Origin of the sequence: Deefgea piscis, assembly GCF_013284055.1 — a bacterium.
Classification (GTDB): domain Bacteria; phylum Pseudomonadota; class Gammaproteobacteria; order Burkholderiales; family Chitinibacteraceae; genus Deefgea; species Deefgea piscis.
The window spans coordinates 1,516,420-1,530,759 of record NZ_CP054143.1; the positions used below are offsets into that span (position 1 = coordinate 1,516,420).

At 46.2% G+C, this 14,340-nt stretch carries 13 protein-coding genes and 2 riboswitches; of the genes, 8 read left to right on the forward strand and 5 right to left on the reverse strand.

The genetic code is table 11. The features are described 5' to 3' along the window. Window position 1 precedes the first annotated feature (1 nt). The 3 genes from yidD to rpmH are packed head-to-tail and all read right to left on the reverse strand — an operon-like array spanning window position 2 to window position 736. Complete coding sequence (gene yidD, locus HQN60_RS07305) at window positions 2–211, reverse strand: membrane protein insertion efficiency factor YidD (RefSeq protein WP_173533025.1); 210 nt, start codon at window positions 209–211, stop codon at window positions 2–4. Beyond that, window positions 184–561: a ribonuclease P protein component gene (gene rnpA / locus HQN60_RS07310; protein ID WP_173533026.1), complete on the reverse strand. Its 378-nt coding sequence runs from the start codon at window positions 559–561 to the stop codon at window positions 184–186. The genes yidD and rnpA overlap by 28 nt, the downstream gene beginning before the upstream one ends. Before the next feature lie 40 nt (window positions 562–601). Then, on the reverse strand, window positions 602–736 hold the full coding sequence (gene rpmH / locus HQN60_RS07315) for a 50S ribosomal protein L34 (protein WP_173533027.1): 135 nt from the start codon (window positions 734–736) through the stop codon (window positions 602–604). Window positions 737–1,047: 311 nt separating this feature from the next. Between rpmH and dnaA the strand changes: the two genes are divergently transcribed. The 6 genes from dnaA (at window position 1,048) to HQN60_RS07345 (ending at window position 11,132) form a co-directional block, all read left to right on the forward strand. Then, window positions 1,048–2,439 (forward strand): chromosomal replication initiator protein DnaA, encoded by a 1,392-nt coding sequence (gene dnaA / locus HQN60_RS07320; RefSeq protein WP_173533028.1) that lies wholly within the window; start codon window positions 1,048–1,050, stop codon window positions 2,437–2,439. A 245-nt stretch (window positions 2,440–2,684) separates the two neighbouring features. Continuing rightward, on the forward strand, window positions 2,685–3,791 hold the full coding sequence (dnaN, locus tag HQN60_RS07325; RefSeq protein ID WP_173533029.1) for a DNA polymerase III subunit beta: 1,107 nt from the start codon (window positions 2,685–2,687) through the stop codon (window positions 3,789–3,791). A 98-nt stretch (window positions 3,792–3,889) separates the two neighbouring features. Beyond that, window positions 3,890–6,319: a DNA topoisomerase (ATP-hydrolyzing) subunit B gene (gyrB, locus tag HQN60_RS07330; RefSeq protein WP_173533030.1), complete on the forward strand. Its 2,430-nt coding sequence runs from the start codon at window positions 3,890–3,892 to the stop codon at window positions 6,317–6,319. 315 nt (window positions 6,320–6,634) lie between these two features. After that, window positions 6,635–8,671: an N-6 DNA methylase gene (locus HQN60_RS07335; RefSeq protein WP_173533031.1), complete on the forward strand. Its 2,037-nt coding sequence runs from the start codon at window positions 6,635–6,637 to the stop codon at window positions 8,669–8,671. Window positions 8,672–8,730: 59 nt separating this feature from the next. Beyond that, window positions 8,731–9,801 carry a restriction endonuclease subunit S gene (locus HQN60_RS07340; protein WP_173533032.1) on the forward strand — a complete coding sequence of 357 codons (1,071 nt, stop codon included), beginning with the start codon at window positions 8,731–8,733 and terminating at the stop codon, window positions 9,799–9,801. A gap of 191 nt (window positions 9,802–9,992) precedes the next feature. After that, entirely contained in the window at window positions 9,993–11,132 is a 1,140-nt protein-coding gene (locus HQN60_RS07345; protein WP_173533033.1) for a GNAT family N-acetyltransferase, read from the forward strand. Between the two features lie 20 nt (window positions 11,133–11,152). On the opposite strand, the gene HQN60_RS07350 is transcribed toward HQN60_RS07345, so the two are convergent. Together HQN60_RS07350 and HQN60_RS07355 are read right to left on the reverse strand one after the other, a co-directional pair. Beyond that, window positions 11,153–11,365, reverse strand: a complete 213-nt coding sequence (locus tag HQN60_RS07350; protein WP_173533034.1) for a hypothetical protein — start codon at window positions 11,363–11,365, stop codon at window positions 11,153–11,155. A 110-nt stretch (window positions 11,366–11,475) separates the two neighbouring features. Further along, entirely contained in the window at window positions 11,476–12,090 is a 615-nt protein-coding gene (locus HQN60_RS07355; RefSeq protein WP_173533035.1) for a trimeric intracellular cation channel family protein, read from the reverse strand. Between the two features lie 92 nt (window positions 12,091–12,182). Further along, window positions 12,183–12,279: riboswitch (glycine riboswitch) on the reverse strand. A 1-nt stretch (window position 12,280) separates the two neighbouring features. Next, window positions 12,281–12,367: riboswitch (glycine riboswitch) on the reverse strand. Window positions 12,368–12,651: 284 nt separating this feature from the next. On the opposite strand from HQN60_RS07355, the gene HQN60_RS07360 reads away from it, so the two are divergent. Together HQN60_RS07360 and HQN60_RS07365 are read left to right on the forward strand one after the other, a co-directional pair. Beyond that, window positions 12,652–13,158, forward strand: coding sequence for a glycine cleavage system transcriptional repressor (locus HQN60_RS07360; protein ID WP_173533036.1), 507 nt, complete (start codon window positions 12,652–12,654; stop codon window positions 13,156–13,158). Beyond that, complete coding sequence (locus HQN60_RS07365) at window positions 13,158–14,117, forward strand: ABC transporter substrate-binding protein (RefSeq protein WP_173533037.1); 960 nt, start codon at window positions 13,158–13,160, stop codon at window positions 14,115–14,117. The genes HQN60_RS07360 and HQN60_RS07365 overlap by 1 nt, the downstream gene beginning before the upstream one ends. The last annotated feature ends 223 nt before the right edge of the window (window positions 14,118–14,340 follow it).

The window sequence follows — 14,340 nt, forward strand, 5'->3', positions numbered from 1 at the left end:
TTTACGGAACAGGATCATGTCCACAGCCGCCCCAGGGGTGGCATCGACACAGACGTTTTGTCGTGAGCCAACTGCCTTTTATTGGCCCGTATCGGCTCACCGCTTCAATACCGTATTGTGAACAAGTCGGCGTGAAGCGGCAACGAGGACCTAGCAGTGGACTGATCATCAACTGATAAAGTTTCAGCAGCGTGATGATAAAGCGCGACATTGCTTGATTCGTTTAAATAAACTCAATAACGCGGCACGCGCAGCGGCCCCGTCCTGACGTGCAAACGGTTTTCGCGATCTAACGACCACATCCAGACCGAGTAGCAATTCAGTATTTTGACGAAACAGCTCGCGGACAGTGCGCTTAATATAATTACGACCTACGGCACGTTTATCGGTTTTTTTGCCGACCACCAACCCTAAGCGAGCATGCTGGCTTAGATTGGGTTTACCTAAAACTTGGAAGTAATCATTGCTCACTGAAGCACGCAAACTAAAAACGGATGAAAAATCATCCGTTTTTAGTAAGCGTGCATCACGCGCAAAGCGGTAGCGTTTTTCGCTCTGCATGCCGAGTACTCCGCAAGCAGGGGCGTTGGTTCGCAACAGCTTAAGCCGATAAAACTTTGCGGCCTTTGGCACGGCGAGCGTTTAAAACGCGAACGCCACCAACAGTTGCCATGCGAGCACGGAAACCGTGAGTACGTTTACGTTTGATTACAGAAGGTTGGAAAGTACGTTTCATGACTAAATCCTAAGTGCTAATTGGGCAGTAAACACGCGATTTAATCAGTACTGCTAGTAGCTTGTCAAGTGAGAGTCGTAATTAACCGTGGATCGATTGCCTACTGTGCTTGTGGATAAGTATTGCACTTGCGAGTACAATGCCCTACTTCTCGGTAACTCTCAGTGGCCAAAATGGCCGTGCGAAACTTGGCTTAATATTCAAGGCTTTGCGCGGTGTGCCTCAAATTCCATGCCAATAAATAAAATAACATCGCCGAGTTTGGCCTTGATCTGGTGCCCGCTGACCCTAAGCCGTGGTAATTTATTCCTATGCAAATAGAAACACTTTGGCCGCATTGCCTAAATGAATTGCAACAAAATTTAGGTGCCAGTCAATTTAATATCTGGATTAAGCCCTTGTCGGCGCAGATGATTGACGACACTTTAGTCATTGCAGTGCCCAATCAGATTTTTCTGCAATTTATCCGTGATCGCTATCTGGGCATGATCGAAATGGCCGCAGCGAAGTTGTGTGCCGGCGTTCCGCCGCCGATTGAGCTGAAAGTCGGCCAGATGAGCGCGCCTGCGCCACGCGTTGCCGCGCGCTCCGCCAATGCCGCCAGTGATGAGGCGGCACCTGCGGCAGCGGCTGCGCCAGTTAAAACTGGCAAACGCTTTGACGCCGGTGGCGCTAGCCATGAAACCACACGGCTTAATCCCTCGCATAGTTTTGAGACGCTGGTAACGGGTAAAGCCAATCAGGTGGCGCGCGCTGCAGCTATGCAAGTGGCCGAAAACCCCGGTGTGAGCTACAACCCGCTATTTGTATACGGCGGCGTGGGCTTGGGTAAAACGCATTTGATTCAAGCCATTGGTAATTTTGTTCACCAGCATAATCCGCAGGCCAAGATTCGCTATATTCATGCCGAAAAATACGTGCAAGACGTGGTGAAAGCGTATCAACATAAATCGTTTGATGAATTTAAGCGCTATTACCATTCGCTGGATTTGCTGCTGGTCGATGATATTCAGTTTTTTGTTGGTAAAGACCGCACGCAAGAAGAGTTCTTCTATCTATTTAATGCGCTACTTGAAAGTGGCAAACAAATTATCCTCACCTCGGACAAAATCCCGCGTGAGATTGATGGTTTGCAAGAGCGTTTAACCAGCCGTTTTTCTTGGGGTTTGATCGTACCGATCGAGCCGCCAGAAACCGAAATGCGCGTGGCGATTTTGCTGAAAAAAGCCGAAGCCGAGCATTTCAAGCTCGATGCCAATGTCGCCTTTTTTATGGCAAAAAACATTCGCTCTAACGTGCGAGAACTCGAAGGCGCACTCAAACGTGTGCTGGCGTATGTGCGCTTTACCAATCAACCGATCACCGTTGAATCGGCCAAAGAAGCGCTACGCGATATTTTAGCCTCGGGTAACCGCCAAGTTTCGGTGGAAAATATTCAAAAAACGGTCGCTGATTTTTACAAAATCAAAGTCGCCGATATGCACAGCAAAAAGCGCACGCGAGATATTGCGCGGCCACGACAAATGGCGATGACGCTGACTAAAGAATTAACCCAAATGAGTTTGCCAGCGATTGGTGATGCATTTGGTGGTCGCGACCATACGACGGTGCTGCATGCTTGCCGCACGATTGAAGAATTCCGCAAAAATGACAGCGAGATGGCGCATCAATACAGCGTGCTGCTGCAAATGTTGCGTTCTTGATGCTGGCGGCATATTTATAACAAATATATCTATTTGATGGGGTATGTGAATGTGAGCCTTTAGCAAAATTGCTAACAGGCGCATACCCTTGTTATATGACCGACGCTATTTTGCTTTGAGTGTATTTATACCTTGAAGCCGCATCGCCAATGCTGCAAAGCTTTCGCATTCCTGATTTTGGCCTCGATTTGAGGTAGAATCGCGGATGCTACCGATAAACTAATACACAACTTGGGTGAGAGTAAATGCAACTGCTGCAGGCTGAACGCGATTCGCTCCTAAAACCACTGGCCACTGTAACGGGTATTGTCGAACGTCGACACACCTTGCCTATTTTGTCGAATGTACTGATTAAAAAAGACGGCGATGCCTTGTCTTTTACCGGTACCGATCTTGAAATCCAAATCAGTAGCCAACAAACCGAAGGCTTTTCTGGTAGCGATTTTGCGATTACTGTTGCGGCAAAAAAAATGTCGGACATTTTGCGAGCGATTCCCGATAAAACGGTGGTTACGCTCGAAGAGGCCGAAGGCCGCTTAACCATTAAAGCGGGCAAAAGCCGCTTTGCGCTGCAAACTTTGCCGGCGGCTGATTTTCCTGAATTAGCCGTTGATACCAATCTGCGCGCTACCATTCGCTTGCCACAAGGCCAGCTTAAAGCCTTGCTCGGCCGTGTGCAATTTGCGATGGCACACCAAGATATTCGTTATTACCTCAATGGCCTGTTTATGGTTACGGATGGTAATTTACTCAAACTGGTGGCAACGGATGGCCATCGTTTAGGTTTTGTGTCTACAGAATTGAGCACGTCGTTTGAAAAAAACGAAGTCATCTTGCCGCGCAAAACGATTTTGGAATTATTTAAATTGCTGTCAGATGTGGATGACGAAGTCACCATTGATATCGCCAGCAATCAAGTGAAGTTCAGCTTTGGCAAAATTGTGATTCACAGCAAAGTGGTTGACGGGAAATTCCCAGATTACAACCGCGTGATCCCACAAAATAACGACAAGCTATTAACGGTTGATCGTCAGGCTTTATTGTCGTCGATGCAACGTGCGGCGATTTTGTCGAATGAAAAATTCCGTGGCGTGCGCTTAGTGCTCACCGATAGTACCTTAAAGATTTTGTGCAATAACAATGAGCAAGAAGAAGCTCAAGAAGAAGTTGAAGTGGGTTATAGCGGCGAAACGCTGGATATTGGATTTAACATTCAGTACTTGCTCGACGTATTGACCAATCTGTCGGTTGAAAACTTGCATTGCTATTTTGGCGACGTCAATTCGAGTGTGCTGGTGACGATTCCAGATAACGAACACTTTAAATACATTGTGATGCCAATGCGTATCTAGGCTGCGGTGAGTAGGGAGTAGGGAATGGGGCATTCGCCCCGGTTTTCTGCGCCTCACTCCCTAATCCCCACTTCCTAATCCCCATACTCAAAAAAGCCATGAACGAAGAAAAAAACCTCCCGCAAGCCCCAGAGAGCGCCCAGTCAGCCGACTACGGTGCAGATAGTATTCGTATCCTAAAAGGTCTCGAAGCCGTTCGTAAACGTCCCGGTATGTATATCGGTGACACCCAAGATGGCACCGGTCTGCATCATATGGTCTTTGAGGTGCTCGACAATGCGATTGACGAAGCATTGGCTGGGCATTGCGACACCATTCGCGTCATCATTCACGCCGATAGCTCGGTGAGTGTTGAAGACAATGGTCGCGGTATTCCAACGCAAATTAAAGAAGACGACGAATTTAAGCGCTCTGCCGCTGAAATCGTTATGACTGAATTGCACGCTGGCGGTAAGTTTGACCAGAATAGCTATAAAGTCTCCGGCGGTTTGCATGGGGTGGGGGTATCGGTTGTTAACGCGCTGTCAGACTGGTTGCGCCTAACGATTCGTCGTGATGGTAAGAAAAACACCATGGAATTTCGCCATGGTGAAGCCGTTTCGCCACTAAAAGAAGTGGGCGACACCGAGCGCCGTGGTACTGAAGTGCATTTTATGGCCTCGGTCGAAACCTTTGGCGTGGTGGAATATCATTTTGAAATTCTAGCCAAGCGGATTCGCGAACTGTCATTCTTGAACAATGGCGTCAACATTCAGCTATTGGATCGTCGTAGCGGCAAAGAAGAAATCTTTAACTACACCGGTGGTGTCAGTGGTTTTGTTGAATACGTTAACCGCACCAAATCGGTATTACACCCACATATTTTTTACGCCATCGGCGAAAAAGACGGCATGAGTGTGGAAGTGGCGATGCAATGGAATGATTCTTACCAAGAATCAGTGCAATGCTTTACCAATAATATTCCGCAGCGCGATGGCGGTAGCCATATGACGGCACTGCGCCAAGTCATGACGCGTACGCTCAATCAATATATCGACAGCCATGACTTTGCCAAAAAAGCCAAAGTAGAAACCGGCGGTGACGATATGCGCGAAGGTTTGACCTGCGTACTGTCTGTCAAAATGCCAGATCCAAAATTCTCTAGCCAAACCAAAGATAAATTGGTGTCGAGCGAAATCGGCCCGGTGGTCAGTGAAGTCTTAAGCGGTGCTTTGGCCGACTTTTTGATGGAAAACCCCGTCGACGCCAAAATCATTTGCGGCAAAATCGTCGATGCAGCGCGTGCGCGTGAAGCCGCGCGTAAAGCGCGTGAAATCACCCGTCGTAAAGGCGTATTGGATGGCTTGGGCTTGCCGGGTAAATTGGCCGATTGCCAAGAAAAAGACCCAGCAATGTCAGAAATCTACCTCGTCGAGGGTGATTCCGCGGGTGGCTCAGCCAAGCAAGGGCGAGATCGTAAATTCCAAGCGATTTTGCCACTCAAAGGTAAAATCCTCAACGTTGAACGCGCTCGTTTTGATCGTATGCTCGCCAGCCAAGAGATTGGCACGCTAATCATGGCGCTCGGTTGTGGCATTGGTAAAGACGACTTTAATATCGAAAAACTGCGCTACCACCGCATCATTATCATGACCGACGCGGACGTGGATGGCTCGCATATCCGTACCTTGCTGTTGACCTTCTTCTATCGTCAACTGCCAGAACTAGTTGAGCGTGGCTATATCTACATTGCGCAACCGCCGCTATTTAAAGTCAAACAAGGTAAAAACGAAACTTACCTCAAAGACGAACAAGAGCTCAAACAGCACTTGCTGCGCGCGGCAATGAATGGCGCGCAATTATCTACTGGCGTTGATCAAGCAACGATTAGCGGTGAAGCACTGGAAACCCTCGCAAAACAGTTCTTCTTGACTGAAGCCGTGATTGAGCGTGAAAGCCGTTTCCTCGATCCAATGATTTTGAACGCCTTGCTCAAAATTAAAGCCCTGGTGTTGGATGACGAAGCCAGCGCCAACGACAGCATTGCGCGCCTCAGCGCCGCAGTGAATCATCCGGCATTTCACTTTGCCGCTGAACTGGTCGACGCCGGTTGGCAGATTCGCATCGAGCGCCGCTTGCATGGCGTGGTAACGATGCAATACATCGACAGCGACTTCTTATTGTCTGGCGATTACGCGCAAATTACCCGCATGGCCGATGCCTTAATGGGCCTCATCCACGCCGATGCCGTAATTCGCCGTGGTGCCGCCGAGCAGCCAGTGAAAAGCTTTAAAGAAGCCCTCGATTGGTTACTCGCCGAAGTGCGCCGCAATATGAGCATTCAGCGCTATAAAGGTCTGGGTGAAATGAATCCAGAACAATTATGGGAAACCACGATGGACGTCACCGTTCGCCGTTTGCTGCGCGTGAACATCGAAGACGCGATTACTGCGGATGAAGTATTCACCACATTAATGGGCGACCAAGTCGAACCCCGCCGTCAATTCATCGAACAAAACGCCCTCGTAGCGCGTAATCTGGACGTTTAAAAGAAAATTTTTTGTCAGTACCAAAAAGCCACCGCATGCGGTGGCTTTTTGTTTTCTTGGGTATTGGTATGCAAAGCTTATTTGTTGATGGCGACAAGGTAATACCCGTCAAAAATAGGGCAAGTAGGGCGTGAAAATCCCAGTGGGATTTGCGCACCAAAAAACGAACGTGATCATTTGCTGGCGCCCGAGCCGCGTGCGCAAATCAAGATTTGCACACACCCTATAAGACTGAATTAGCGCACATATAAGGGCACAAGTTTGCCCTAGCTTTGGTAAAATCCATGAAAATAAATTTATTTCGGAGGAAATTAGGTGTCAAAATCAATCGAACCAAATATTGCTGATTTGGCCAATGGATGGCTTAAATCATATAAATTAGATTACAAATTAGAACAAGAGCCTTTAAATATCGAGATTGACAAAGCCCTGTCTGATTACTTTACAAAAAATGGGGGAGTAGGAGCAAATCGACCAGATGCCAAATTACTCCTAAAAGACAAGAATCAAAATTATTACCCGATTCTAATTGAATATAAAGGTTATAAAGACAAGCTGGTTAAACTTGATGCTAATGGACAAGTTGACAATCGAAATGCTAAGAGTGAGCCAAATTTTAAAAATATTAACGGATTTGCAGTGAATGGGGCTGTACATTACGCGAATGCGGTATTGCATCACACCAGCTACACCGACATTATTGCAATTGGTATGACCGGCTACAAAGACGAAGCTGGAAAAATACAGCATGAAATAGGCGTCTATTTTGTTTCAAAAAGCAATTTTGGCGTTGGACAACGAGTAGGCGACTATTCTGATTTTTCATTTCTAGCATCGGCTAACTTTGAAGCTTTTGTCGATAAGGTAAAAACGCTTAGCCTGACGCAAGCGGAAATCGATAAGCTCAAAGAACAACGTGAAAAAGAAATAGATGCAAGTCTTGTTAAACTCAATAACGACATTTATCAAAACGAAAAAGGCTTGGGTGAAAACGACCGTGTGTACCTTGTAGCTGCCGCAATCATTGCCACACTAGGCATTCCTAATGAAGTCCCCGTTCTGGAAAAAGATGAGCTCAAATCGCACACTTATGTAGGTGGGCGAGATGGGGATATTTTAATCCAAAGAATTACTGCTTTTTTAGGCAAGAAAAATCTACCTACAGAAAAAAAAGAACTCATCATTCGCACTCTTTCCAATACCCTGCTGACTGAAAACATCAATAAGGTAGAGAATGGTGAGAGCCAACTCAAACGGGTTTTTACGAAAATTGTTGATGACCTTGGTATCTATTACAAAATCGGCTTGACCACCGATTTTACAGGAAAGCTATTTAATGAGATGTACGGTTGGCTTGGTTTTTCACAAGACAAGCTCAACGATGTAGTGCTTACACCTTCTTATGTAGCAACATTATTGGTTAAATTGGCAAGAGTAAATAAAGACTCATTTGTTTGGGACTTTGCCACAGGTTCTGCGGGTTTATTGGTAGCAGCCATGAATGAAATGCTGATTGATGCCAAAAACACCATTAATTCACCTGAAGAACTCAACCAAAAAGAAATAAAAATTAAATCCGAGCAATTGCTGGGACTGGAATTGCTTTCCAGTGTATATATGTTGGCTATTCTCAATATGATTATGATGGGTGATGGCAGCTCTAATATCCTCAACAAAGATTCATTGATCGATTTCGATGGGAAATATGGCTTTGGAAATACGGGTAGTAATTTTCCTGCCGACGCCTTTATTCTTAATCCGCCTTATTCAGCCAATGGTAATGGCATGAATTTTGTAGAAAAAGCCCTTAGCATGATGAGTAAAGGCTATGCCGCAATTATCATTCAAAACTCCGCTGGTTCTGGTAAAGCCAAAGACTTTAATCAAAGAATTTTGAAAAAAAATACGCTGATTGCCAGTATTAAAATGCCCATAGATCTTTTTATTGGTAAGTCGAGCGTCCAGACTCATATTTATGTTTTTAAGGTGGCTGAAGCGCATCATAAAGACGACGTGGTGAAGTTTATTGATTTTACTCACGATGGCTATACCCGTACCAATCGAAAAAAAGCCAGTAACAACCTTAAAGACACCGACCAAGCCAAAGAGCGTTATGAAGAATTGGTCAATTTGGTGCGTTTCGGTAAAAGCAAACTCAGTATATTGAGCAATCAAGAATACTATGAGGGAACAATCGACCCCAAAAATGGTGCCGATTGGAATCAAACCGCACCTATCGACACCAAGCCCTCGTTGCAAGATTTTAAAAGAACGGTGGGTGATTACCTAGCTTGGGAAGTAAGCAACATCCTTAAGCAACAAAGTAAAATAGGAGAAAGTCTGGGAAAGTAGATACCCTGCTCAGCGAGCAACTACAAAATGTTGAGTGGGGTGAGTTTAAATTAGGAGATTTGTTCGTTTTTGAGGCTATAAAACAAGCAAAATCTCAAAGAGAAATACCGATAGATGACACAGAAAATGGTGTGCCTTATATTGTTCAATCAATGTTTAACAATATGGTTTCACGAACTGTCAATAAACAATGGTTGATTGAGCATAATGAAGCCCCTGTTTCAGGTAACCGGATTGTATTAGGTGTAACGTTACCAGCGGTATCATACCAACCAAGAGAATTTGGGGCTAGCCAAGTTATAACTGCTAAAGCTGATTGGTTAAATGAAAAGAATGGTGTTTTTATTTCAATTGCAATTTTCAAGTTGATGTATCAATTTTCGTACAATCGAAAACCTGGTTTGCAAATATATAAAGATATGAAAATCCAACTCCCTACCAAAAACTGGAGAATAGATTTTTCGTTTATAGAAGATTTTATATCAAAGCTGGAGGCGGAACGTTTAGCAGAGCTGGAGGCGTATTTGTTGGCGACGGGTCTTAAGGATTACACACTAACAGTCGAAGAACAGCAGGTTTTAATTGATTATGAGAAGCGGCTCTTTGAACCTTTCAACGTAATTGATATTTTTCATGTTAAAAATACAAGCAATGTTTTATCTAGAGATATTGTTGAAAATAGTGGAAAAATACCATATTTGTGTGCAAGTGCAGAAAACAACGCTGTAAGTTCGTATATTTCCCATGATAATAAATACTTGGAAAAAGGAAAATGCATATTTATTGGCGGAAAAACCTTTGTGGTGACTTATCAAGACAGTGATTTTTATTCTAATGATAGTCACAACTTGACTTTGTGGCTAAAAAATGAAGATATAAAAAATAAATTGAATCAATTGTACTTAGTAACGTGTCTTAATAAAAGCTTAGGACATCAATACTCTTGGGGCGATAGTATAAGCAATAAAAAAATACAAAAGGATAAAGTCTCCCTTCCTACCAATGGCAATAAACCAGATTACGCTACGATGGAGATATTTATATCAGCGATTCAAAAATTGGTCATCAAAGACGTAGTGCTGCATGTCGATAGCAAGATAGCGGCTACAAAAACAATCGTTAAACGATAAGTGATATAGATTGTTAATAAGTAGGGCGGGGAAATCAATGGGGTCAGACTCTATTGATTTCTAGTTTTCCGTGGAATCAATCGAGTCTGACTCCTTTGATTTTCAAATAACAGGTATGACTGCCAAATCCAAACGAACGCGGCAATCTATTGTGCTAGCATCATTCTCTATTCAATCTGGCAAGTGATGTCATGACCCGTATTGCCCTACTCAATACCGCCAACGATCTCAGCCCCGCACAATGGGCGCAGTTGGCACGCGGCAATGATCCATTTTTGAGTCGAGAATTCTTGGGGCTTGCCGAAAGCACTGGCGCGGCCAGCGCTGATTTAGCGTGGCAGCCTGTGCATGTCGTGCTGCAAGCGGCAGACGAATCACCGCGCGCTGTTTTGCCACTGTATTTGCGCCAGCATTCCTTTGGTGATTTTTCGCGCGATTGGCAATGGGATCAAGCTTGGCAATCCGCAGGGCTGGCCTACTATCCCAAATTGGTGTCGGCAATTCCATTTACACCATCGCCGGGGCCGCGCTGTGTCTTGGCGCAAGGCGCGCCTGAATCCACGAGAGATGAGCTAATTGCAGCAGCGATTCATGTCGCGCAAGAGCTCAAAGCCTCGTCATGGCAATGCTTGTTTGTGCAAGAGAGCGATCGCGCCGCGCTAGAAAATGCGGGGATGTTGCTGCGTGGCGGCGTGCAATTTCATTGGCAAAATCGAAATTACGCCGATTTTGACGATTTTTTGGCGACGTTCACCGCGATGAAGCGCAAAAAACTCAAGCGCGAACGCCGTTATGTCAGCGATGCGGGTTTACGTTTAGCGACTTTGCATGGTGACGAAATCGACGCGGCGAGTTGGCAAGCCATTTATCGGCAATACGCCGACACCTTCCGCCGCTATGGCAATCATCCGGCATTTTCACTCGAATTTTTCCAGCAACTCGCCGCGCAAATTGGCCGTGCAATGGTGGTGTTTGTCGCCTACCAAGGCGATGATCTGGTCGCGTCGGCGATTTGCTATCGCAGCGACACGACACTGTTTGGCCGCCATTGGGGTGCGGATATTGAATGCCCCGGCCTGCATTTTGAGCTGTGCTATTACCGAGGCATCGCCTACGCGATTGAACATGGACTGCGAACTTTTGAGCCTGGTGCACAAGGCGAACACAAGCTAGCGCGCGGCTTTGAGCCGGTGATGACTTGGGGCAGCTATTGGATCGCCAACCCCCGCATGCGCCACAGTGTCGCCCAATTCATCGCCCGCGAAGCCGCCGCCACCGAGCAATACCAATTGGAAATGAGCACGCATCTGCCGTTTCGGCGAGAAAGCTGAAATCAGCCTTAGGTATTTGCTCAAGCAAGAAAATCAATCGAGTCTGAACCCTTTGATTTCTTTTCTTCTTCGCCAAGTTCAATAGGTATATTGGTATAGATTCCAATATGCCTAGCTTTCATCTCTATACCTGCAAATAATTTGGCACAAACTGTTTGCTTAGCCTCTCGATTGTTGGGCTGCGCAGGCTTAGCCCAACTTACATTGCTGATTGAGTTTGGTGCTATCAGCATCAAATTGGCAGCTTACGCCTAAAGGCTAAGCTGCCCTACGATATTGATGTGCCCAATAACAAAAAGGCCGCAAACAATGGTTTGCGGCCTTTAATTTTGATCGAATGAGATCAATGCATATCGTGTCGATAATTAAATGCTGGGAGTCGCCAGCCGCGTTTGAGGGCGGTGAGTCGCAGTAGTAGGCCAAGGGCGAAGCAGGCGGCGACGTTGAGGTCGTGGTCGATCTTGAGCGTGAATAGGCCGATATACAGTAAGCCGACGAGCATCGAGACGCTGGCGTAGAGTTCGCGCAAAAAAACAATGGGTACTCGATTGCAGAGCATGTCGCGCAAGATGCCGCCGGCAATACCCGTAATCATGCCGGATAATAAAACGATTAACGGGTGGTAATTCATGGCCAAAGCCACGTCGCAGCCAATGATGGTAAAGGCGATAAGGCCAAGGGCATCGAGGAACATAAATAGCCGATTCAGGCGTTTCATATGCCGGCTAATTAAGACGGCGGCGATGCCGCTGGCGATGACTAAAGCCACGTATTCAGGATGCTGCGTCCACGCGATGGGGTAGCGGCCCAATAAAATATCGCGCACCGTGCCGCCGCCTAAAGCAGTTAAAAAGGCGATCACCGATACGCCAAAAATATCCATATTGCGCCGGCCTGCGGCTAGGGCGCCAGTCATGGCTTCGGCTGAAATGGCCAATAAATAAATTAATGTGAGCATGGGCGAGCTCGCTGTGTGGTGCTGGGGGTAGTTTGCTGCGGATTAATTGCGGACAAGGCGGGCTCCTCGCGTAAATTCCAAGTGTTGGAATAGCCTCTCCCTTTGTCCTTTTACCTGAGAGTTGCGTGGCTGGCGCCACTTGCCCCTTCGGTGGGTTGCGCTAAGCAACCGCTCTCCAATTGGCTGAATCAAAATTCCTGCGGTACATGGGCCTGAGCGATTCTGGGAGCTTGCGTCTTCGGCGAAGGCTGTTGCCTTTCTCTCCCGCGAGGAGGGGCGATGCTAACGCTAAAGCGCAGACGCGTCAATTTAAGCGTCGCTAGATTATTCGTGATTTAAATGCGGATTTCATCGCCATGGCTGGCCAATTACTGGATTTAAAAATGGGTCAATTAATGTATTTACTTCATTGTGGCATTGTCATATTGCAGCGGTATGCTGGCTGTAGTGCGCCGAATTCAGTTTGTTGTGGGAATTTCGCTGCGTAATTCGGGTAATTGTTAGTTTGGCTTTAGAAATCGGCTAAGCTAAGTCTCTATGGTGATTTGGCAAGGGTAGATCATGAATAATGTATTGATTGTTTCAGTGATTGGTCCAGATCGTTCCGGTTTGGTTGAGCAATTGGCGGCAACGATTGCGGCCAAAAATGGCAATTGGCTTGAATCGTCTTTTTCTCGTTTAGCCGGGCAGTTTTCGGGAATTGTTAAAGTTGCGGTTATTGGTGCGGGTGAAGAGGTGTTATTGGCTTTGCAGCAAATTGCCGGGCTGGATATTCGTGGGGTATTGGATGTTGAGCGCGAAGAAACGGCGCTTGTCTCGCAAAGCGTGGCATTAAGTTTAATTGGCCATGATCGGGTTGGGATTGTCAAAGATGTGGCAACGATTTTGGCGCGCTTTGCGGTGAATATTGAAAAACTCGAAACGTGGCTATCGAGCGGCGCCATGTCGGGTGAAATGATGTTTCATGCGCAATTAATCTTATCTGCGCCGTTGGACGTCGATTTAGACCAAGTACATCGCCAATTAGAATGTATTGCCGATGATTTAATGGTGGAGTGGGCTGATTAATGTCCCGTTTACGTTACGTTGCGCTGCTGCTGTTTTTTATTGCCTCCGCCGTAATGGCTTATCCCTTAGTGATTGTGGTGGAGAGTTATCATCCAGAAAATGATTGGGATAAAGCGTATTTAAATGGTTTACGCAGTAAATTGGATGGTGTTGCTGAGCTGGATTTTATTGCTTTAGATACCAAACGATTACCCACCAGCGCGCATTTGGAACAAGCTGATTTAGCCTTTTATGAAATTCAGCAAAAAAAACCCGATTTAGTGGTATTGGGTGATGATGCCGCCTTGGCTTTATTGGGGCCAAGATTGGCCAGAATGAAAATGCCGGTGGTATTTTTAGGCATTAATGCCGATCCAGCGCAGTATTTTGGCGGTAAATTACCTGAACATATCACTGGGGTGATTGAGCGACCGCTGTACCAGCAAAACTTTAATTTGATTCGCGAATTATTGCCGCATGCCAAACGCATTTTGGTGTTATTAGATCAAGATCGATCGGCATATTTTTTACAGACGGATATTCAACGTTTAAAACGCAATGATATTGATGTGGTGCTGGTTAATAATTATTCGCTTTGGCAAAACAAAGTGATGAATGCCAATTTGCAATACGATGCAATTGTATTGGGTACTTATCAAGCGTTAATTGGCGCCGATGCCAAACATGTGGATGCCGATGAAGTCATGGCGTGGACGCGTGCGCATAGTCCGGTGCCCATTTTTGGTTTTTGGGATTTTGCCATTAGTCGCAAGGCGGCAGCGGGCGGCATGGTGTTATCGGGTTTTGAGCATGGTGCAATGGCTGGCAGCATGGCGCGTTCGATTTTAAAAAATCCCCAGCAATCGTTACCGATACGCCAAAGTAACCATGGGCATTTGATGTTTAGCCGAACACAGGCGAGCTACTGGAAAATTCAAATTCCCAATAAATTAAGTAAACAAGTGAGTTGGTTGCCTTAAATTGGCTCTTTTTTAGTGGCGATGTTTAGATGACGAATTGAGGGTTTTAAGTGCCTGCGGCACGACTATTTACAGTCGCAGTCAGTGGCGGCACCCTCTTTTCTTTGTCTCGCCAAAGAAAAGAGGGGAAAAGAAAGGCGCCCCGGGCGCGCATCGGTCCCCGATGCCTTCGATCCTCGTGAGCCAAACGATAAAGCGGTTTGTCTCCCTCCTCACTCGGTGC

Coding starts and splice junctions, on each gene's coding strand:
- yidD (WP_173533025.1), bottom strand. CDS start 211: ATGTCGCGCTTTATCATCACGCTGCTGAAACTTTATCAGTTGATGATC.
- rnpA (WP_173533026.1), bottom strand. CDS start 561: ATGCAGAGCGAAAAACGCTACCGCTTTGCGCGTGATGCACGCTTACTA.
- rpmH (WP_173533027.1), bottom strand. CDS start 736: ATGAAACGTACTTTCCAACCTTCTGTAATCAAACGTAAACGTACTCAC.
- dnaA (WP_173533028.1), top strand. CDS start 1,048: ATGCAAATAGAAACACTTTGGCCGCATTGCCTAAATGAATTGCAACAA.
- dnaN (WP_173533029.1), top strand. CDS start 2,685: ATGCAACTGCTGCAGGCTGAACGCGATTCGCTCCTAAAACCACTGGCC.
- gyrB (WP_173533030.1), top strand. CDS start 3,890: ATGAACGAAGAAAAAAACCTCCCGCAAGCCCCAGAGAGCGCCCAGTCA.
- HQN60_RS07345 (WP_173533033.1), top strand. CDS start 9,993: ATGACCCGTATTGCCCTACTCAATACCGCCAACGATCTCAGCCCCGCA.
- HQN60_RS07350 (WP_173533034.1), bottom strand. CDS start 11,365: ATGCTGATAGCACCAAACTCAATCAGCAATGTAAGTTGGGCTAAGCCT.
- HQN60_RS07355 (WP_173533035.1), bottom strand. CDS start 12,090: ATGCTCACATTAATTTATTTATTGGCCATTTCAGCCGAAGCCATGACT.
- HQN60_RS07360 (WP_173533036.1), top strand. CDS start 12,652: ATGAATAATGTATTGATTGTTTCAGTGATTGGTCCAGATCGTTCCGGT.
- HQN60_RS07365 (WP_173533037.1), top strand. CDS start 13,158: ATGTCCCGTTTACGTTACGTTGCGCTGCTGCTGTTTTTTATTGCCTCC.